The following is a 19,858-nucleotide window of genomic DNA, read 5'->3' on the forward strand; positions in this document are numbered from 1 at the left end:
ACATTGTAGTACAGCTTTTGCGGCGAGCATAAAGCCCAGATATCCGCCATTTGCACGTACTACGCGAGACTACGGGACTTGGAGCAGCGACGATCAACTTGCCCGGCCTTGTGCTCTACGCTATAAGTCGGGCCATTCTTCAGTCCCCACCAGCCTCCCTGCTAGGAGGTTGGTCTTGGCTACCAGTTACCGGCACTATAACGTGCGCTTGGAGCGGTCCCAATGGGATCGCCTGAGTGCGATCGCGCTCGAGCGGAAACTCAGCGTCGCCGACATCATCCGATCAGCGCTCGACGTCTTCCTCTCCTCGTCCGATCTCCTGACCGCCAGCCACCGTCGGATCGCTCGCATCAGCGAGTTCCAGCAGCTCGCCTTGGACGTCATCATCCGCGAGCAATATCCCGAACTGCGCGACCGGCTCGTGGCCGAAACCGACAAGCGCCTGGTCCAATATCATGGCGCGTGAGGACATCCGCTCTAACGGGAAAAACATCCCACTGACGCACCACTCAGCGCGGGGCCGGGTTCAGCGTAACTCGGGCAATTTTACCCGCGGCAGCCAGCTCCTCACCCATGAGATGCTGATGTGGTTCTCGGGCGCGAAGCTGCCCATCATCGCCTGGTTCTTCGCCTTCCTCGCTGCCTGGTTCATCATTCTCTCGCTCCGCCTCGATGAGCATGGTTTCCAGCTTGTCTGCATGAAGCTCTATTCGGGGCTCTGGAACTGGGTCGACCTCAACCCGAACAAGCGCGTCAACGTCACGCTACCGACCGGCGAGATCTACAAAACGATCATGCCGGCGGTGCCCTACATCCCCGCCGTCCAGAAGGCGTGGGCCACCACGGTCCACGCTTTCATCGGCTCGATCCTCATCTCGGTTTTTGTCATCGCACCGATCACGATCTGGTTCGTCGACATCTCCCGGCGGCGCGGCAAGACCATTCTTCAGGAGCGCCACGAACGCGGTGCGATGCTGGTCGAGCGGGATGTCCTCTTCGCCGAAATCGCCCAACACAACGCCGCGAAATTCGAGGAAGATGCGCGGCAATTCTTCCCAAGGTCGAGCCCCGCGGACGTGCTCCGATTGCCCTTCGCCGAGCGGAAAGCCGGCGGCATCCACCATCCCTATTCCCTGGCCGGCGTGCCCTACCCGCACCGCATGGAGCAGTCGCACACCATGCTCATCGGCACGACCGGATCGGGCAAGACCACCGAGCTTCGCAGCCTCGTTGCGCAGATGCGCGAGCGACGGGACAATGCCGTTATCTTCGACCTGACCGGCGCCTATGTCGAAGCCTTCTTCGATCCCGAGCGGGATACGATCCTCAACCCGATGGACCAACGCTGCCCGGCCTGGTCGATCTTCAACGACTGCCGCACACATAGCGAATTCACCGCCGCAGCCGCGGCCCTGATTCCCTCGGACGGTGGATCCTCCGAACCCTTCTGGGCGCTTGCTGCCCGCACCCTCTTCATCGAAATGTGTGTCCGCCTGCAGGAGCGCGGCCAGACCACCAATCTCGCGCTTTCCGAGAACCTGATGACGGCGGACCTGAAGCGGGTTCACCGCTTCCTCGCCAACACCATTGCCGACCCGCTGACCGCTCCAGAGGCAGCGCGCATGGCGGAATCGATCCGCGCCGTCTTCAACACCAATGCGCAGGTCCTGCGCTTCCTCCCCGATGAGGGTGAGCAGTTCTCGATCCGCGACTGGATCACCGGCGAGAAGAAGCCCGGCAGCATTCTCTTTATCACCTCCAACTATGTCGACCTGGCCATGAACCGGGCGCTGCTGACGCTCTGGATGGACCTTTGCATCAATCGGCTCATGACCATGCCGCGCACCCGCGCTTTGCGCATGTGGTTCATGTTTGACGAGCTCGGCGCGCTCCACAAACTGCCCGCGATCGAGAACGGCCTCCAGACCGCGCGCGCGTTCGGTGGCGCGATGATCCTCGGCATCCACAGCTTCGAGAAGCTGGTCGAAGTTTACGGCGAGCAGGGTGCCCGCAACCTTGCCTCGCTTGCTCGCTCCAAGCTCATCCTCGCGACGGCCGATCTTGATACGGCCGAGCAGTGCGCACGCTACATCGGCAACCGCGAGGTGCGCCAGATGGATGAGGCGTACAGCTATGGATACAACAACACGCGCGATGCCTCGACGCTGACGCCGCGCAAGCAGGTCGAGCCGCTCGTCATCGCCGACGACATCACCAACCTTCCATCGATGCACGGCTTCGTGAAGTTCCCCGATGGCTTCCCGGCGGCCCGCATTCTGCTCGAATGGAAAGACTATCCCCAGGTTGCCCAGGGCTTCATCGCGCGACCCACCATGAGCCCCGTGCGATCAAGGCGCGGAGAGGAAGTCTTTGCCGAAGATGGGGGCGAGGCGGGCGGGCGCGACGGCGCGGTACAGATCGTGGAGGAAGTGGTCGAAGCGAGCGATCTCGCCAGGGATATGGCGGCGCGGATCCTCCAAACGCCGACCGAGGAGGAGAATGCCGAAACGATGCGCGCGGCGCAGCGGAGCGATGATCGGGGTGAGCAAACGACGCCTGCGACCCACGCCGCCGATAAGGCGCAGGCTGCGCGCGACAAACCTGAGGAACAGGCTGCCGCCGCCCGGACCGGCGAGCAGCGTCGCGACGGCCGGGAGGCGCAACCTCGTGGTCCCCGGGTCGAGGACCAGACCCTGGTCGAGCTGAGGGAAGGCTTTGCCAGCGGGCGCGATTCCGATGGCATGGATATGGGGATCTAGGCGATGCTCTCGGTCGCCTCGGTCCGCTCCGCATCTGGCGCCGCGAACTATTTCGCGAAGGACGATTTCAAGGACAATTATTACACCGCCGACGGCTCGGCCGAGCAGAGCGAATGGGGCGGGGCAGGGGCCGAGACACTCGGTCTCGAGGGTGAGGTTTCAAAACAGGCCTTTGAGGAAATTCTGAGCGGGACGCTGCCGTCAGGCGAGGGCGTGGCCCAGGTCGAGAACCGCCGCAACGGCGTCGATCTGACCTTCTCCGCGCCGAAGTCGGTGTCGCTCATGGCCTATGTCGCCGGCGACAAACGCCTGCTCGCGGCCAACATGGCCGCCGTCCAGAAGGCCATGGCGTGGGTCGAGAAGAATCTCGCCGAGGGTCGCAAGGATGTGGAGGGCCGGAAGGTCCCGGTCCAGACCGGCAATCTGGTCTATGCGCTCTTCCAGCATGACACGAGCCGGGCGCTCGACCCGCAGGCGCATGTCCATGCCGTCATCGCCAATCTCACCCAGATGCCGGACGGCAAATGGCAGGCGCTCCATGCTGACAAGATCTGGAGCAGCAACACCACGATCGGCGCCATCTATCACGCCTATCTGCGGGCCGGCATCGAGAAGCTCGGCTATCAGGTTGACCTCAAGGGCAAGCACGGCACGTTCGAGATTGTCGGCGTGCCAAAGCCGGTGGTCGACGCCTTCAGTCAGCGCCGGGAGACGATCCTCGAAAAGGCGGCCGAGCTCGGGATCGTCTCTGCCAAGGGTCGGGACGGGGTCACGACCAAGACCCGCGATCCCAAGCTCAATACCGACGATCGCGACGGCCTGTTGAAAGGCTGGATCGACAAGGCGGCCGCGCTCGGCTTCGACGGCACAAGCCTGGTCGCCTCGGCGGAGGCACGCTCGGGTCAGAGCGCCGTCGACAGCCGGCTCGAGCGTGGTTTTCGCGCAGTCAGCGACGCGATCGCCGGCGCGCGTGACCTGGTCGGTGGCTTCCTTCGCCCGCACGATCCGCTGGTTGATTCAGGGCTCGCGCGGGTAACGCAGTCGCCCGCCACGGCCCGCGCACAATTGGCGGTCGCGTCCGCCGTCCGGATCCTCTCCGAGCGCGAGGCGGCGTTCAACGTCCACCTCCTGGCGAAGACCGCGCTCGATCTTGGATTGAAGGGCGTCACGATCGACACCGTCGAACAGCGCATCGGTAAGTTGGTCGAGAATCGCCAGCTGATCCCGGGCGTCGCTCGCGCCGGTGACAAAGGCGTAAGCATTGTCACCACGCATGAAGCCCTGCGTACGGAAGAAAGCATCCTGAAGGCAGTCGAGGCGGGGGCGGGGCGGGCCGCCCCGATCGTGCCCGCCGCCGATGCCCCAGTACGGCTGCAGGCGGCGGCGGACCGCACGCTCAATGCCGGTCAGCTCGCTGCGGCCACTCTGATCCTGTCGTCCGAGGACCGGACCGTCGCTGTCCAGGGCGTCGCCGGCGCCGGCAAGTCGACCATGTTGCAGGCCGTTGCACGGGTCGCGGGGAATGAGGGCCGTGATATTCTCGGCCTCGCATTTCAGAACAAGATGGTGGCGGACCTCGCTGACGGCGCCGGCATTAAGAGCCAGACGATCGCCTCCTTCGTGCTTGCCAACGAACGGTTCGTAACCGAGCGCGACACACCGCGGTTTGAGGCTGCGCACGCGAAGTTCTCAGGGGCCATGCTGGTGGTCGACGAGACCTCGATGGTCTCGAGCGATGACATGCTCAAACTCCACCGGATCTCGGAAGCGCTCGGCGTCGACAAGCTCGTCCTGGTCGGCGATCGTCAGCAGCTCTCCTCGATCGACGCGGGCAAATCTTTCGCGATGATCCAGGCGGCCGGCGGCACGATGGCGCGGATGGACGAGAATATCCGGCAGCGCACCGATACGCTGCGGACCGTCGCGGCGCTCGCCAATGTCGGCAAAGCGGGCGAGGCGCTGAAGGTTCTGGGCGACAACGTCCATGAAAGCGCCAGCGCGCCGGAGACCGCCGCCGATATGTGGCTGGCGCTGGCATCGGGCGATCGCGAGGCGACCGCCGTCTTCGCATCCGGTCGGGAATCTCGCGCGATTATCAATCAGCGCATCCAGGAAGGCCTGGCGGCGGAGGGCACGGTGCGAGGGGAGGGGATCCACCTCACCGTTTACGAACGCGCCAATCTGACCCTCGAGGAGCTGCGTTACGCGTCCACCTATCAGCCGGGCCAGACGCTCGATGTCGGCCGCGGCGGCGCCCTGGACGTCGGCCTCGAGAAAGGCCGCTACGACGTCACCCGCGTGCTGCCGAACGGCAAGGTCGAACTGAGTGATGGCCGCCACAAGATCCGGTTCGATCCGCAGAAACTCTCGCCGACCGAGAAACGCGATCGACTCGAGCTTACCCAGAAGAAGGACCTCCACGTGCGGGAGGGCGACCGCATCCGCTGGACGGCGAACGACAAGCCACGCGATCTCCACAACGCTGCCCTGGCGCGGGTGCTAAAGGTCGGTTCCAATGGCGTAACCGTCGAGACGGCCGGGCAGCAGAGGCTGACCCTCGATCTTGGCGATCCGATGCTGTCACGTCTCGACCTCGCCTACGCGCTCAACATGCACATGGCCCAGGGCATCACCACCGACAAAGCCATCACGGTGATGGACAGTCATGAGCGCAATCTGTCGAACCAGCGGTTGTTCAACGTTGGCGTGACGCGCGTCCGCGACGAGCTGACCATGGTGGTGGACAACCGCGAAAAACTCGAACGGCAGCTCGATCTGAACCCTGGCAACAAGACCTCTGCGCTCGAGACCGTCGGGCGGCTCGACATTGACGGCAAGAAGGGATCGGCACCTCCGGCCAAATTCGACCCGGGTCCGATCGACGGCATCAACCTGGCCGATCACCCCGATATGCTCGCCGACCTGCCACCGGTTCCGGACGGACCGATCGGGCCGGCCGCGGCCGCTAAGGCCGGCGACCTCGAGGCGCCGCCCGACCTCAAACCCGAGAAGGGCGACCTGCTGCCGCCGCTGCCTGAGCGCAGCCTCGGCCTCGATTTGTGAACTGTCGGCGCGGTGCCGGCATAGCGGAAGGAGACTGAATATGGCGTGGGATTTTGACGAAGGCGGCAAGTTTGGCAGCGAAAAGGCGGCCGAGGATTATGCGCGTCGCAATGGGCTGAGCGAAGCCGATTTCCGCACCCGCCGCAAAGGCGACCAGGTCGAGCTCGAGGTTCGCCGTTCGGCGGCCGACGGCCGCAATCTGCGGGACAGCAATGAGGGCCGTCGCGACGGCTGGAACTGAAAGGCGCTCCGGCATGGGGCGCGAGCCTCGTGCCCTAACAGGGAGAGGTTCAATGTCAGAGTATTTCGGCCGGCTTGGCCAACAACCGATCGGCAACCTGCTACTTGCCGCGGGCGCACTTATCGTGTTCGGTTTAGTGATATGGATCGCGCCGCGCATCCGCCGAGGCATCAGGGGTTGGCCGGTGCCGGTGCCGGTGCCGGTGGCGAAGCCCTTCCTGACCAACCGGAAGCACGCGATGCTTTCTGCGCTCGAGCGGGTCCTGCCAATGTATCGCATCCACGCTCAGGTCTCGATGAGTGCGCTTCTCGCGCCAGGCGGTCGCTGGGGCGCCTGGCAGCGCGGGACCGATGGCGATCCATTCCATTGGAGGATTGTCGACTTCGTCATTGTCGATCCTACATCGAGTTCGATCGTCGCGTTGATAGAAATGGACGAACGCTTCTCCGGACCTGAAGAAAATCGGCAGCGTGAAGCGATGACGACGCAGGCGGGGTATCAGACGATCCGCATATCAGCGTCGGACCGCGCGACGATGGCCACCGCGCAGGCCGCGGTTGGGCATTTGCGAGACGCCGCGCTGAAGGCAGCACCAGCTGTGACGCGCTTGCCAATGCCGGTGCGTACATGGCCACTCGAGGGGCGCTTCAATGGGACTCGATGATCGTGACTATATGCGCGATCGTCGGCGCGCTGAGCGCGAGGGAGCGCGGCTGGGCAGCGCGTCCTGGATCGACAGGAAAGGGCGGGTGGAGCACCACGGGCTGTGGTTCGACGCCAAGCATGGCGGGCACAGTAATCGCACTGGTCGGTATCGCTCCCGTCCGCGTGTCGTGCCGCATCCATGGCAGAAATGGCTCTTCCTGCTCATGGCCCTGTCGATCTTGATCCCAATGTACGGTGAGCTACAGCGCAAAGGTTGGCTGCCCGATTTCGAAAAGGCGGTGCCGTTCCCCCAAACGGGATCGGTGACGGTGCCGGCAAACACGGTCGGCATCGTCAGCAGAAGCTCTCTTACAATCGTGACAGGCGAGGCCAATGCCGTGGTTCAGCTCTTTGATCCGGCTACGAATGGTCACGCGCTGTCGATCTACGTTGCAGCCAAGAGCCGGGTCACTGTTCCAGTTCCGTCAGCCACTTATCGAATGCGGCTGATTGAGGGGCAGAAGTGGCATGGAACCACGCGATATTTCGGGCCGAACACATCTTACGAGACGGTTGCCGAACTGATGACATTCGAGCCGCGCAGTGGCCACATTATCGATCTGCATCGAAGGCCCGGCGGCAACCTCAGGACGCAGCTAATGCTATCGCGGCCATTAAGCCTGTGATCCCCAGTGCCATCCGTGACACTTTACCCGAAAACGCTGGGTAAAGTGTCATTGCTGACAATTACTTGTCTGAAGGAGGGGCCTGTCCCGTAACTGCTGCCCGAACGATGAAGGCGTGTTAGCTAGGGTTCCCTGAGCAAATTGCGAGAATCGCCACCTGAATGCCGCACCATATCTTCTACTCCTGGCAGAGCGACACCGATAATCGAATTGGCCGCGGCTTCATCCAGCACGCATTGGATCGCGCCATCCGCGCAGTGAATGCGGACGCGGACGTCGATCCTGCCGATCGCAACGTGCAAGCCGACCGTGACACGGTCGGGGTATCAGGTATGCCGCCGCTCGCCGATACTATCTTCGGCAAGATCGACCGCGCTGTCGCCTTCCTCTCCGACCTCACCCATGTAGCCAAACGGGCCAAGGGGCAGCTTTCGCCCAATCCCAATGTCCTGCTCGAGCATGGCTGGGCGCTGAAGTCGCGCGGCTGGGCCAGGATGATCGGCGTGATGAACACGGCCATGGGTCACCCGGACGAGCATCCTCTCCCGTTCGACCTTACCCATTTCAAGCGGCCGATCTTGTTTCACTGCCCGCCAGATGCAAGCGACGAGGCTCGCCAGGCGGCCCGGCTCGGACTGCAGAAGGACCTGGAGAGCGCGCTTCGCCTGATCCTTGATGACGAGGTTCTTCGCGCGGCTCAGCCGCCGGAGCAGCCACATCCTCACGATGTCGAACTGCTCCAGCGGTTCCGGACCCAGATCCCGGAGCGGCTGCGCCAGTTCCTGCGCGAGCATAACTTCGGTGAGCCCTATCCGCGAAAGGCGCTCGATCCGCTCGACGATATCGCTTCCACCTGGGCAGGGGCTGAGTTCGATTTCGAGGATAGGGCGCTGCAGGAGGCGGCCACGGCGCTGCGCGCGGCCAATAGCTCACTGATCGAGCTGGTCTACGAGCGCACCCATGTCATGGATCGCAATCCCAACATGGCGTGGCCGAAGACGGACTATGATGTCAGGCATGGCACACAGCAGGGCACGCTCGATGCGATCAGGGAATTGAATGCGCGGTCTACGACCCTGATCGAAGCGATTGACGCCTTTGAGAAGGTTGGCCGGTCGCGGATCCGTGTCGCGGCACCGGCACCTACCGCGCCGCAGGTCGATCCCAGGTGGGAAGCCGCGAGGCAGGCGGTAGGGGAGCTTGCCGCCGATCGCATGCGGGGCGGGCTCCCTGAGATCGTCGCCGTTCCCAGCATGATCCTCCGCCTGGTTCCTCTTGCCGCGATGGATCGGCCTTCCCTTGAGCCGAAGGTCGTACTGGCGGCCGCATCGCGTTTCCCGCCGGACATGCAGGTCAGGGTGCAGTCGGATTCCGACGAGCGTCAGTGGTGGAGTTTCGGGCTGCCGCTGATCCGCACGGACAACAATCCCGAAACCAGATGGCGAACCCGCTTCGTGCGTCCCGGTGTCATCGAATATGAAGCGACCATTGGTGGCCGCGTTGATGATGCGGACGAGCAAATCCTCGTTGATGGCCGCGCGCTTGAAGGATCGATCGTGGCGCATGTTGAACGGCTAGCTGGCGTCCTCGCGGCGAGCGGGCTAACCGGACCAGGTCTCGTTTCGATCGCGTTTCGCGGCGTTGAGGATGTTGAGCTCACGCGGTCCCGCGGGGGCGGCAGGGCGATACGAAAGCCGGAGCTGTTCCTGCCCGAGTTGCAGGCGGAGGATCTTTCCGCCGCCATGCAGCCTCAGCTGCGCGACCAGTTCAATATCCTGTGGCAGGCGTCCGGATGGGCCGATGGCTCGCCGTCGTTCGGCTGACGAGTGACACCATGATCCTCAAGCCTCCTCCGCCCGAAACGGGAGACGTCGGACTCGCGGAGTTTCGCGCGGCGGCCAAGCTATACGAGGACACGCTGCGCAACAGGACCTATCGCGTGTTCTACCGAAAGGATCTCGCCAAGTGGCAGAAACTCTACGGGACGCTTGCGGGAAAGCGCGCGCCGGGCTCGGCCGCGGCGACGCACTTTGCCCGGCTGTCGGCGCTGTGTGGCGAGCTGCTCTCGGAGTATGGCCCGGAGGCTCCACCGAAGAAGCGACCGTCCAAGGCAGTCGCCCCGGTTTCGCTGACCTATCCAGATTTCCCCGAGGAGATCACCCACCGGATCCACTTCCTGGAAGGACCGGGTATCCGCCGGCAACGCGCCGTTGAGTTGGCCACCTATGCGCCGGCCGTGTCGCGACAAACCTCTCCGCGCGGGCGCGCGCTCATCTCGATCGGAGTGCGCAAGGATCAGGTTCGGTTGTTCGAGCGCATTGTGGAATCGATCGGTGATCTCGCCATGGGCGACTATTCCGCCGCCGGCTTCGATATCGGCTATGTCATGCGGCCCGACGGAATTCCGCAGGGCCAATCCTGGACGTCCAACCCGCTCGACCCGACGTTGCCGATTGCGCGCATTTGGGACGACAATGAAAAGGCGAGGGGTTACGGCTTTCAAGCCCGATTGCTTGGCGCCCAATGGCGGGGCGTCGACGGCAAGGGCCTTCCCGAAGACCTGCCCGACTTGAGCGCCGGACCATGGGACCCAGATCCGCACTGGCAGCGTGTGCTCGAGCTTACGGAGGCTGATCGCCTCGACGAAGCCCTGGCCTTGGTGGAAGCCATTCCCGGCCGTGACCGCGAGCCGTTGTTCGACGAGGTCATCTATCTGCGGTTTCTTACGAAGACGCCGCTGCAGGCTCAGGATATCCGCGTTCTTGCCCGCAAGCACGTAGTGAACTCGCTGATCGCCGGGCGATTGCTCGAGGAATTCGATGCTTTCCTCGACCATCTCGACGCCCAGTTCGCCCTAGAGCCGCCGGTCCTTGAGGAGATGACCCGGTTGCGGCCGGATTTTGGATCGTCGATGATCCCGCCGCTCCCATCCGCTGCCGATTGGGCGACATACCGGCGCCACATGGCGCAATTCTCCAACCCGAGCGGGCAGCGCGGCCGGATCTTTTCGAGGAATATTGGCGTCGCCGACACTGGTGCGTCGGAGTTTTTTGCGAGCGCCATGGTGGCGGCCGAGGAAGCGTTTCGCCGGGAGCGTTCCATCCCTGAGATAGGGCGTGGCTGGGTGTCCGAGGTCGCGCTTTTCGACCTGGTTCGCTCGATTTGGCCCTCAGCGGTCCACCAGTGGCGGCCGGCGTTCCTCGGTATGCAGTCCATCGACATCCATGTGCCGGAACTGGGCCTCGCAATCGAATATCAGGGACAGCAGCATTATGAACCGATCGCGCTATTCGGCGGACAAGAAGGCTTCGAGCTTACCTGCGCGCGGGACGCGAAGAAGCGGTTGCTGCTCGCGCGTCACGGCACGCGTTTGCTCGAATGGCGCTTCGACGTGCCTGTAACCAGGGCCGCCCTGGTCAGTCAGCTCGCCGCAATGGCGATCGTCCTTCCCGATTAGAGCGCGAGCGCCTTTTGCCGCGGGCCGCTGGTGATCTCTTCGACAACGAACGTCCGAGCCGGGGGCGTTTCCAGCAGGTCGATCTCCGGGATCGTGTAATCGAGCCACTGCATCCGCTGTCGGCGCAGGATGATTGCGCCATGGCGATCCTGATACCGGCTGACCTCTGGATTGGCGGCGACCGTGATGACCCGGAACGACAACGGCCACTCGGCCATCGCCGGCTCCAAGACCGCCGCCAGGTAGAAGAAGTTGCCGTCGTCGAGCTTCACTCGATACTGCTTGTCGCCCACGGTCATGTGAAATTCGGACGCTGGCACTAAGCAACGCTGGTTGGGAAAGGTCTTCCCCTCCGATCGCACGAACCGATACGAGGTGCCGTCGCTAAAGCGGGGATTGGAGCCCCACCGGGCCTCGACCATTTCCACTTCTTGCATATCGTCCGGATTTCGCCGGATGATGGGCAAGAGCTTCTCGAGGGGAGCCTCGGAGTCGAAGGCTGTTGGCGTCGCCATGCAGAGAACATATACGGAACGAACTTGAGTCGCAAGGGCGGGCGGAACGGATGAGCGATGTGCAATGACTATCGTTTGGAGGTCGACATAGCCTCGATTGTCGAGGATTTCGACGACCTCAAGATCAAGATCAAAATGCCCGAGGGTACGCCGAATGTGACGACCTCAAGATCAAGATCAAAATGCCCGAGGGTACGCCGAATGTCGCGGCCCGCGAGGATATCAAGATCAGCGATATCGCGCCGATCGTGCGCAGCGGCGAGGGCAGAGGATCGGGCGAGTTGGTCAATCGGCGATGGAGCTGGCCGGGCCAGAACGGGCGACCGGTATATAATTTCCGTTCGGAAGGCCGCACATTCACCTCGCATCGCTGCCTCATCCTGGCCGATGGCTTCTACGAATTTACGGCGCCGACCGATCCCGGTCAGAAGCGCAAGACTAAATGGCTGTTCACATTGAAAGATCACGCGTGGTTCTGCATCGCTGGCATCTGGCGGTCGCACCCAGAAATCGGGGAAGCATTCACGATGCTGACGATGGATCCTGGCGACGACATCGCTCCCTACCATTCCCGCCAGATCGTCCCGCTTCCGCGTGATCGCTGGGCCGATTGGCTGGATCCCTCAGTGCCTGCCGAGAACGTGCTTGGTTTATTGCCGAAGGGCAGCCTGATACCACAGCAAGTCTATCCGCCGATCGCCGCGCAGGCATCGCTGCTTTGAGGCCGCAAAGACGACGCTCTCGATCTCATTCACCCGGCGGCTCGACGTCTGGCGGGTTCATATATGCCCTGAACCCTGCGAGATCCTCATCACTTGGGTTCTCCAGCTCGGGAATGTAGCGGATGGTCTCAGCCACATCCCGGCGCGAAATATAGCCAATGATGGAGCCGCCGTTGCTCAGCTCATATTGCATCGCGCCGCAATGCCAGTCGACGGTCGCCAGCCCGGGCGCGAACGCGATCGGCTTTTTGCTCCCCTTCTTGCTCACCTCATGTTTGGCCAGCGCGACGCGCAGAAATTCCAGCCTGGTGAACCCAATTTCCGTCCGCCGCAGATCGACCCGCATCTGATCGACAAGTTCGGGTCGCTCCAGCGCGTCGCGGAGCTGCTGGGCGCGCAGCTCCCTGTCGTAGTGCCGGTAGCCCAATTCCCGTTCGAGGTTCGTGGCCTTCAGGCTGATCCCGCCATTCTCAGCGAGCTTGATGACCTCCTCGCATCGCTGACGCCAAGTGCGCAGCAGTTCATAGGCGGCATAGATCCACATAGGCGTTAGGGCGGAGAGCTGCGCGATCCGGCCGCGTGGTGGGTCATCATCGAGCTGGCGTTCCAAAATCTCCTGCTCGATCCTGTTGAGCATATTATCGACCAGGCAAAGCTGGCTTGCCTGCATGGCCAGAAACGGGTTCTCGCCAAACCCGGCGAGGGTCATCAGGGCTTCATAGAGCTCGGCGTGACCGATATCCGCCAGTGGGCGGTATCTGGGCTCGTCATCCAACTCCTCTGGATAAGGCTCGCCGTCCACGTTCAACCCCTCCGGGCCGTCCGAGGCAGTTGCTGCGCCCAGATGCGGGGCCTCATCATGAAACCTTCTCCCTCAGCCACGACGACAATCCAGCGTCGAGGACCATCCGCGCGAGCCGCTGTGGTCCGAGCAGAATCACGCCTTCCGGCCCTTCATTTTCCGGAATGTTGCCGGTGTGCCAGACGAAGAACATGCGGTCATAGGCTTCTGCCTCGGCAAGCCGGCCGGCATAATCGTCGAGCGACGCGCGCGTGGCTTGCGATTTCACCTGCACGAAGGCCCGTTCGGCGGTGCTCGGAAGCAGCAGTTCGAGATCTATCGTCTTCTGGGTTCGGCCGACCTGGCTGAGCCGGCGCCACCCGCTGCTCGAGAAGACGAGATCGACCAGCAATTCAAAATCTTGCCACGTCAGTAGGCGCATCAGCGGTATGATAGCGGTGGTGAGGGCGCGTTCGGCCTCTTCGGCAGCCGCGACTTCCGGCGACAACTCGTCGCTCAGCCTGCGCAGTAGATAGTCGGCCGCACCGACGTCGCAAATCGTCCCGCGAAACATCTGCACCTTGAGCAGTCGCCCCGACAGTCTATCGGCGGTCAACAAGCTCCCGCCAATCGACGCGTTGTGCCACCCGTCGAGGGTTGAGCGGCGGTGGCTGTTGTCCGCCTGGATCTCGATCTTGCCCGTCGGTCGGCACCAATAGAGCATGCCGCCGACAAAGGTGATGAAGATGGTGTCTTCGCCGCTCTCATAGAACGCCCGGATCTGCTTCACGTCGCGGGTCGCGGCACCGGCGTCCCCGCGGCGTGTCTTCATGGCGTCCCACACACCCGCCCAGTCGCCCGCGACGCACAGGTCGTGCGGCGCCTCGCGGTAGCCGAAGCGAAGCACGCCGTCGCGAATGCTCTCAGCTTCCCAATCGCCGCCCCGACCCAGCTTGATGTAATAGACGTTGGCAGCCGTGACTGCGGTCATTGGTTTCCCCCGTTTGGGCGAGCGCACCCCGGATCTTCACGCCCGCCCATCGCACGCTATACGTTGGACAAAGAAAAGATAATGAAGACGTTGCCCTTATCAGACTGAGGGCGAGATCGAGGGGGCAATGGGAAAGTCGAACGGCAACGCGCAGCGCAAGAAATCATCGAAACCCTACAATGAGCGCACCGACCTCGAGAAATTGCAGTCACAATGGACCAAACTGTCCGGCTTGCACCTTCGCGAGGAGCCATCCGCAGCGATAGTCCGATGCGCGACCGCGGCAGAGATCGCGGCGAACTATGCGATTCGGGCTGAATGGGCTCGCAAGACCGAGTTCGACGATACGATCATCGATATGTTTCTGCGCTGGGCGAACGGCCTTCCACTAAAGGTAACCCGATTGTTCATCCCGATTTATTTTGAGACGCCGGACAAGAGTCCCATCGGGAAAGCGCTTAAGGCGTCGGCCGAGCAGATCAACACGGTCCGCAATGCCGTGGTCCATCAAGGGGCGTTCAGCAATCCCGATGAGGCCGAAGCCGTCATCGCCGAGGCGAAAACTTTCATCAACACGATCGTCGGTTTGTCGATTCCCAACTTCGACATCGAGGTGGCCGCACGCGAGTGGCAGGCCTCCCGTGAGACCGAGGCGGGCGAATGACTTCCACGCTCGGCGGACTGACGGTGACCCTCGGCAAGAAGCTCAAACAGTCTGACGACTTCCTGAAGGGGAAGCATAACCTGTTGACCCAGTTTGACAGCATCGACGACCTGGTCACGGATGAGACGAAGCTGACTGCCAAGGATCGTCAGGCAATCGAGCATCATATCCTGCAGCTCCGCGCGGCGATCGCGCGCACCCTCTGGTCAAACGAATTCTATATCGGTCGCTCCCTGCTCGACGACTATATCCTTCACACTACGAAAGATGGCGGCGGGAATGTGCCGGTGCGCGTCATCGCGGCGCTCGCGGCCGCCGGCGCTTACCGCCCCGGTTTCGTCCTCTACCCACTGACCGGGTTCGGCATGGAGATGCCGCGGATTTTCGCGAAAGACAGCAAGCTCCGTTCCGAGGCGATTTTCAGGAAGGCTGGCTTCGCGGTCAGCACCCAAAGCAATTCGTTCGATGCGGCCGTTGCCAGCGTTGAACGGATGGCCCGGGGCCTGGGCGTGAAACAGCGCATCGACAAATCGGATTTTCGCCACTTTGCCTACACGGCGAAATGGTTCGGAAAAAACCCCCTCATGCTGGTCCGGATCACGTCGTTCACCGGCGACATGTACGAGAACCAGTTCGTTTATTCGCTCAAGATCCGGGTGGCGGCGGCGCATCTTCTGATGCTGCATTGTCTGTCGCAGGAAACGGTCGGGCCGCTCGACCGGCATCGCAACTCGTCTTTCGTCAACAATTTCGAAACGCTCGACATTGCCCACTATCTGATTGGCGAAGCGATCCGCGGACGCCCTATGTCGACCCGCCGCGTGCCAATGAACGTCTCGCAGTTGGAATTGGCGAAGCTCTCCGACGTAGCCGCGACGCTTTCCACTAGCGCTCTTGCAACGGCGCGGATGAAGAGGCTTGCACCCAGGGTGACGCAAGCCCTGAACACGGTCGAGCGGGGCTACTTCCGTCACGTCAACCTGGCCACTCGCTCAAAACCTGAGAACCGCCTCTATCGGCGCCTGCTCACCGCCTTGGACTGGTTTCGACAGTCTTTCAGCGCCCGCGCAAATGAGGCCGAGGCCATCGTTGCGCTCGCGGTCGCTCTCGAAACGCTGCTCACTGATCAATATGCCCCCGCAATCGCGGAGCGGCTGCGACGCCGGATCGGTATCTGCATGAAGGGCGTGCCTGGCCTTGCGAGTTATCAGGACAGCGTCGAAGCTATCTACTATGCTCGCAGTTCGATCGTGCACACTGGCGAGCCCGACCATTCGGTCGACATTCATCGAGGCCAGGTCGCTTTCACCCGATGCTTTTGTGCGATCGCCGACCGACTGACGGCCTGGGTGCCGACCGCGAACAACACTATGGGCGATCTGCTAGGCGACGTCGGTTGAACCTGTGATCGGTACGCCCCCGCGCTAGATCGCTATCTTGCGATAGCCGTTCCCTTGCACAAAACCCTGCTCGAGGCACCATCTCCTGGTCAGGCCGGCGCCGGTATCGTTCGAATAGGCGTGCCCGTTTGCACGAAAGCGAAGGAATGAGGGCCACGCATCCGGAACAGGATGGTTGGTTGTGACATGGACGAGCACCTTCTCGCCGTTCCTGATGTCCGTGGGCTTTCTGACCGCGTAATATTCGCCCCAATCGCTCGTCTTCTCGAGGACCGCCTGCGTTATGGTGTGGCGTGCTTCGGGGCGGCCGGGCTTGGTCGCCGCGGCCTGCGTCGCGACTTGGTCGCGACCATGCCACTCCCGAAAATAAATGTTGGCCCAGCAACCGAGTATCTGGTGCACGTTAAGGGCTTCTATGTCCTGGCGCCGGTCGACTTCGATCCAATGGGCCCGGTGATCGGAGCTATAGACAGCTCCGTCGTACAGGATCGCGCAAAGCGTGGGCGAGAGCGGTAACAGGAAGACTGCTCCTGCCGTTTTCACGCCGAAGCTCGATCCGACTCTGCGTGGGCGTTGAATGTGCAGGCGGTTTGTCAGAATAGCCGGATCGTCGGAGGTGAAGAACGGTAGGCCAGTCCGATTGCGCACGATACACAGCGTCAGGTCATCGACGATCCGCATCGTATCCTTGTAGTGCAGCATCGCCGCCTGGACGGCCTCTTTCGATGCCTCGCGGACCGTCGGGACGGGGAGATCGGAACCGGGAACATCGTGGATGGCGAGTGCCATTTCGCTCGCTTTCCGCGACGCGGCCTCCGTCCGCATATACTGGAGATAGACGAAACGCTTCAGAACGATCTTGACCGCGGAGCCCACGGCGCCGCCCTCGGATAGGTGGCGAACGATCGGCCCATAGGGATTCTCAATGAAGTTGATCGCGTTCTCGAGAAGCCGGTTTTGGCCGTAGAAATAGTCGCCTGAGCACTGGTTCCTCACCGGCGCGTTGGGAATGGCCTTCATGCGATCGAGATTTAACAGGTTGATGGCCAATCCTTCCCCATTGACCGTGAATGGTCGGAGATGAATTCGCGGGACGAAGTGCTGATTCTTGTTTTCGGCCATCTACGAGTCTGTCCGCTAGTTGTTCGAACGGCGTTGTAGCGCCTCAACGGAAATTGCGCGGCCTGATCTTGATCCCCTCGGTCTGCTGGCCTGGAACGATGCCCGAGCCTAGCCGTAGATCAGGAATGAAGATGTCGCGCGGCTGCCGACCGAGTGGCGATTCCGCGTCGCGTGGATCAGGTCGCATCGGGCTCTTGACCACGTCGGCGCGACTTACTCGGTAGATATCGGCGACATCCTCCCGGTTGCCGACGCTCGCGAGCAGGGGCGACAGGTCGTCGAGCCGCTGCGCGATCACATGGATCACCTCGCCCTCGAGGTTGGCGACATTCGTCTCGTCTTCGAGGGTGATGAACATGACCCCCTTCGCCGAGCCCGGCTTCTGTCTGACCAGCACGATCCCGGCGAGATTGATCCAACGGCCGTCCTTTACGATCTGTAACTCTGCGCAAGTGATCATCTTGCGCGCCCGCAGCTCGTCGCGCAGGAAGGCGAGAGGGTGGGCGCGCAGCGAAAGGCCTGAGGCGCGATAGTCTTCCACCACCTCCGCACCCTCGCCCATCGGCGCGAGAATGACCGTGGGCTCGATGGCCTCCTGCCGTAACTTGCCCTCTCGCTCGTCCGCCGCCGCGAACAATGGCAGCGCCGCGTTGCCAAGGCCTTTCACGCTCCACAGACCCTCGCGTCGGTTGCCTCCTAGCGACCCGAACCCATCGGCCTCACCGATCCGGTCAAGCGCGCCGCGGCCGACGCCAGAGCGGCGCTGGATCTCCTCGATACTCTCGTAAGGTGTGTCCGCCCGTGAGCTCACGATCGATGCTGCGTCCCCGTTCGCTAGGTCACGGACCATGCGAAGACCAAGCCTTACGGCGAGATATTTGCCTCTTCCGGGCTCCAGCGTGCAGTCCCATCGGCTGTGGTTCACGTCGATTGGGCGGATCTCTACACCGTGCTGGCGCGCGTCACGCACAATCTGCGCCGGCGCGTAAAAACCCATCGGCTGCGCGTTCAACAACGCTGCGCAAAAGGCATCCGGATGATGACACTTCACCCAGCTGCTCGCGTAGGCGATCAGCTCGAAGCTCGCGGCATGGCTTTCCGGGAAACCGTAGGAGCCAAAGCCCTCGATTTGTTTGAACGTCCGCTCTGCAAATTCGTGGTCGTATCCGCGGCTCACCATCCCATCGATCAGCTTGTCGCGGAAATGGGAGACGCCGCCGGTGAGCTTGAAGGTAGCCATTGCCCGGCGGAGGAGGTCAGCTTCGCTCGCCGTGAAGCCGGCGCACTCGATCGCCACGCGCATCGCCTGCTCCTGGAACAGCGGTACGCCCAAGGTCTTCTCGAGCACCCGTCGAAGCTCTGCGGTGGGGTAGGTAACCTCCTCCTCACCGTTTCGCCGCCGGCGGTAAGGGTGGACCATATCGCCCTGAATCGGTCCCGGGCGGACGATCGCCACCTGAATTACCAAATCATAGAAGGTACGCGGCGCCATCAGCGGAATGGAAGCCATCTGCGCGCGACTCTCGATCTGGAAAACGCCCAAAGTGTCTGCTTTGCGGATCATCGCGTAGGTCGCCGGATCCTCTGCCGGTATCGTGGCGAGATCGAGCTTCACCCCTTTGTCAGCCTCAAGGAATTCAAACGCCCTCCGCATGCACGACAGCATGCCGAGGGCTAGGACATCGACCTTCATGAACCCTAATAGGTCGATATCGTCCTTGTCCCACTCGATGACCTGTCGGTCTTCCATCGCCGCTGGCTCGATCGGAACGAGCTCGTCGAGCCGATCGCGGGTGAGCACGAATCCGCCCGGGTGCTGCGATAGATGTCGCGGGGTATTGATGAGCTGCCGCGCCAGCTCCAGCGTCAGCGCGAGCCGCCGATCGCTGAGGTCCATGTTGAGCTCCTCGGCATGCTTTTCCTCCACGCCCTCGCGGCTCCAGCTCCAGACCGCACCGGCGAGGCCGGCCGTCATGTCCTCGCTGAGACCCAGCGCCTTTCCGACGTCGCGGACCGCGCCGCGTGCACGATAGCGGGTCACGACCGCCGTCAACGCAGACCGCGTCCGGCCATAGGTCTCATAAATCCACTGGATCACTTCCTCGCGGCGCTCATGCTCGAAATCGACATCGATATCGGGCGGCTCGCGCCGCTCGGCCGAAACGAAGCGCTCGAACAGAAGCTCAGATCGGACGGGATCGATCGACGTGATGCCGAGCACGTAGCAAACCGCGCTGTTCGCCGCCGACCCTCGCCCCTGACAAATGATCTCACGCCGCCGCGCCTCGGCGACGATCGAATGAACCGTCAGAAAATACGGTGCGTATTCCAGATCTGCGATCAGCTTCAATTCGTGCTCAAGCTGGGTACGGACCTTGCCCTCGATCCCTTCAGGATAGCGCTCGGGCGCCTTTTCCCAGGTGAGCCGCTCCAGCTCTTCCTGCGGCGTTCGACCAGGAACGCTGATCTCGTCCGGATATTGGTAGCGCAGCTCCTCAAGGCTGAACGTGCAGCGTTTTGCCACCTCCAGCGTGCGCGAGACCGGGGTAGCGTCCTTGAGGTAACGGCGGAAGAGTCGCTCCATTTCCTCGCCGGTCTTCAGGTGGCGGTCTGCAAATCGCTCCCGCCGATCGCCAAGCTCGTCGATCGTGCATCGCTCCCGGACGCAGGTCACGACATCCTGCAGCATCCGCCGATCTTGCGAATGGTAGAGAACATCGTTGGTGGCGACGGTCGGCACGTGGGCGGCGGCCGCCATGTTCGCGAGATCGCGCAGTCGGATCGCGTCCTTCGGCCGGCGGCGAATGGATAG

16 protein-coding genes are annotated in these 19,858 nt (G+C 62.5%); 11 read left to right on the forward strand and 5 right to left on the reverse strand.

Translation table 11 applies throughout. The features are described 5' to 3' along the window. Positions 1 to 175 precede the first annotated feature (175 nt). The 8 genes from B7Y89_RS17305 (at position 176) to B7Y89_RS17340 (ending at position 10,851) form a co-directional block, all read left to right on the forward strand. The gene (locus tag B7Y89_RS17305) at positions 176 to 466 is read left to right on the forward strand and encodes a hypothetical protein (protein WP_292940549.1); all 291 of its coding nucleotides are present in this window, start codon (positions 176 to 178) and stop codon (positions 464 to 466) included. Then, on the forward strand, positions 456 to 2,759 hold the full coding sequence (locus B7Y89_RS17310; protein WP_292940552.1) for a type IV secretion system DNA-binding domain-containing protein: 2,304 nt from the start codon (positions 456 to 458) through the stop codon (positions 2,757 to 2,759). The genes B7Y89_RS17305 and B7Y89_RS17310 overlap by 11 nt, the downstream gene beginning before the upstream one ends. Positions 2,760 to 2,762: 3 nt before the next feature. Continuing rightward, a complete protein-coding gene (gene mobF / locus B7Y89_RS17315; protein WP_292940555.1) occupies positions 2,763 to 5,822 on the forward strand; it encodes a MobF family relaxase in 3,060 nt (1,019 codons plus the stop codon). Between the two features lie 40 nt (positions 5,823 to 5,862). Next, entirely contained in the window at positions 5,863 to 6,063 is a 201-nt protein-coding gene (locus tag B7Y89_RS17320) for a hypothetical protein (protein WP_292940558.1), read from the forward strand. A 52-nt stretch (positions 6,064 to 6,115) separates the two neighbouring features. Further along, positions 6,116 to 6,727, forward strand: a complete 612-nt coding sequence (locus B7Y89_RS17325) for a DUF2726 domain-containing protein (RefSeq protein ID WP_292940561.1) — start codon at positions 6,116 to 6,118, stop codon at positions 6,725 to 6,727. Then, the gene (locus B7Y89_RS17330) at positions 6,714 to 7,394 is read left to right on the forward strand and encodes a hypothetical protein (RefSeq protein WP_292940563.1); all 681 of its coding nucleotides are present in this window, start codon (positions 6,714 to 6,716) and stop codon (positions 7,392 to 7,394) included. Before B7Y89_RS17325 ends, B7Y89_RS17330 begins: the two co-directional genes overlap by 14 nt. 161 nt (positions 7,395 to 7,555) lie before the next feature. Further along, positions 7,556 to 9,217: a hypothetical protein gene (locus B7Y89_RS17335; RefSeq protein WP_292940566.1), complete on the forward strand. Its 1,662-nt coding sequence runs from the start codon at positions 7,556 to 7,558 to the stop codon at positions 9,215 to 9,217. Between the two features lie 11 nt (positions 9,218 to 9,228). Next, complete coding sequence (locus B7Y89_RS17340; protein ID WP_292940569.1) at positions 9,229 to 10,851, forward strand: hypothetical protein; 1,623 nt, start codon at positions 9,229 to 9,231, stop codon at positions 10,849 to 10,851. On the opposite strand, the gene B7Y89_RS17345 is transcribed toward B7Y89_RS17340, so the two are convergent. Next, positions 10,848 to 11,366 carry an SOS response-associated peptidase family protein gene (locus B7Y89_RS17345; RefSeq protein ID WP_292940572.1) on the reverse strand — a complete coding sequence of 173 codons (519 nt, stop codon included), beginning with the start codon at positions 11,364 to 11,366 and terminating at the stop codon, positions 10,848 to 10,850. The genes B7Y89_RS17340 and B7Y89_RS17345 overlap by 4 nt on opposite strands. Positions 11,367 to 11,548: 182 nt before the next feature. On the opposite strand from B7Y89_RS17345, the gene B7Y89_RS17350 reads away from it, so the two are divergent. Further along, positions 11,549 to 12,088 carry an SOS response-associated peptidase gene (locus B7Y89_RS17350; RefSeq protein ID WP_292940575.1) on the forward strand — a complete coding sequence of 180 codons (540 nt, stop codon included), beginning with the start codon at positions 11,549 to 11,551 and terminating at the stop codon, positions 12,086 to 12,088. 25 nt (positions 12,089 to 12,113) lie between these two features. Here the strand turns inward: B7Y89_RS17350 and B7Y89_RS17355 are convergent, their stop codons facing one another. Both B7Y89_RS17355 and B7Y89_RS17360 read right to left on the reverse strand, forming a co-directional pair. After that, positions 12,114 to 12,890 (reverse strand): hypothetical protein, encoded by a 777-nt coding sequence (locus B7Y89_RS17355; protein WP_292940577.1) that lies wholly within the window; start codon positions 12,888 to 12,890, stop codon positions 12,114 to 12,116. A gap of 55 nt (positions 12,891 to 12,945) precedes the next feature. Continuing rightward, positions 12,946 to 13,860 (reverse strand): hypothetical protein, encoded by a 915-nt coding sequence (locus B7Y89_RS17360; protein ID WP_292940579.1) that lies wholly within the window; start codon positions 13,858 to 13,860, stop codon positions 12,946 to 12,948. Between the two features lie 127 nt (positions 13,861 to 13,987). On the opposite strand from B7Y89_RS17360, the gene B7Y89_RS17365 reads away from it, so the two are divergent. Together B7Y89_RS17365 and B7Y89_RS17370 are read left to right on the forward strand one after the other, a co-directional pair. Beyond that, entirely contained in the window at positions 13,988 to 14,524 is a 537-nt protein-coding gene (locus tag B7Y89_RS17365; RefSeq protein ID WP_292940582.1) for a hypothetical protein, read from the forward strand. Further along, a complete protein-coding gene (locus tag B7Y89_RS17370) occupies positions 14,521 to 15,924 on the forward strand; it encodes a HEPN domain-containing protein (RefSeq protein ID WP_292940585.1) in 1,404 nt (467 codons plus the stop codon). The genes B7Y89_RS17365 and B7Y89_RS17370 overlap by 4 nt, the downstream gene beginning before the upstream one ends. 24 nt (positions 15,925 to 15,948) lie before the next feature. Here the strand turns inward: B7Y89_RS17370 and B7Y89_RS17375 are convergent, their stop codons facing one another. Next, a complete protein-coding gene (locus tag B7Y89_RS17375) occupies positions 15,949 to 17,046 on the reverse strand; it encodes a DUF4238 domain-containing protein (RefSeq protein ID WP_292940588.1) in 1,098 nt (365 codons plus the stop codon). 43 nt (positions 17,047 to 17,089) lie between these two features. Further along, positions 17,090 to 19,858, reverse strand: a 2,769-nt coding sequence (locus tag B7Y89_RS17380) for an error-prone DNA polymerase (RefSeq protein WP_292940591.1), incomplete at its 5' end; no start/stop codon positions are given.

It is taken from the genome of Novosphingobium sp. 32-60-15 (genome assembly GCF_002280675.1).
In the GTDB taxonomy this organism is placed as follows: Bacteria; Pseudomonadota; Alphaproteobacteria; order Sphingomonadales; family Sphingomonadaceae; genus Novosphingobium.

What these genes read in the sequence shown, in the direction of transcription:
- B7Y89_RS17310 (WP_292940552.1), top strand. Translation starts at nt 456, where the DNA reads ATGGCGCGTGAGGACATCCGCTCTAACGGGAAAAACATCCCACTGACG.
- mobF (WP_292940555.1), top strand. Translation starts at nt 2,763, where the DNA reads ATGCTCTCGGTCGCCTCGGTCCGCTCCGCATCTGGCGCCGCGAACTAT.
- B7Y89_RS17320 (WP_292940558.1), top strand. Translation starts at nt 5,863, where the DNA reads ATGGCGTGGGATTTTGACGAAGGCGGCAAGTTTGGCAGCGAAAAGGCG.
- B7Y89_RS17325 (WP_292940561.1), top strand. Translation starts at nt 6,116, where the DNA reads ATGTCAGAGTATTTCGGCCGGCTTGGCCAACAACCGATCGGCAACCTG.
- B7Y89_RS17330 (WP_292940563.1), top strand. Translation starts at nt 6,714, where the DNA reads ATGGGACTCGATGATCGTGACTATATGCGCGATCGTCGGCGCGCTGAG.
- B7Y89_RS17335 (WP_292940566.1), top strand. Translation starts at nt 7,556, where the DNA reads ATGCCGCACCATATCTTCTACTCCTGGCAGAGCGACACCGATAATCGA.
- B7Y89_RS17340 (WP_292940569.1), top strand. Translation starts at nt 9,229, where the DNA reads ATGATCCTCAAGCCTCCTCCGCCCGAAACGGGAGACGTCGGACTCGCG.
- B7Y89_RS17345 (WP_292940572.1), bottom strand. Translation starts at nt 11,366, where the DNA reads ATGGCGACGCCAACAGCCTTCGACTCCGAGGCTCCCCTCGAGAAGCTC.
- B7Y89_RS17350 (WP_292940575.1), top strand. Translation starts at nt 11,549, where the DNA reads ATGCCCGAGGGTACGCCGAATGTCGCGGCCCGCGAGGATATCAAGATC.
- B7Y89_RS17360 (WP_292940579.1), bottom strand. Translation starts at nt 13,860, where the DNA reads ATGACCGCAGTCACGGCTGCCAACGTCTATTACATCAAGCTGGGTCGG.
- B7Y89_RS17365 (WP_292940582.1), top strand. Translation starts at nt 13,988, where the DNA reads ATGGGAAAGTCGAACGGCAACGCGCAGCGCAAGAAATCATCGAAACCC.
- B7Y89_RS17370 (WP_292940585.1), top strand. Translation starts at nt 14,521, where the DNA reads ATGACTTCCACGCTCGGCGGACTGACGGTGACCCTCGGCAAGAAGCTC.
- B7Y89_RS17375 (WP_292940588.1), bottom strand. Translation starts at nt 17,046, where the DNA reads ATGGCCGAAAACAAGAATCAGCACTTCGTCCCGCGAATTCATCTCCGA.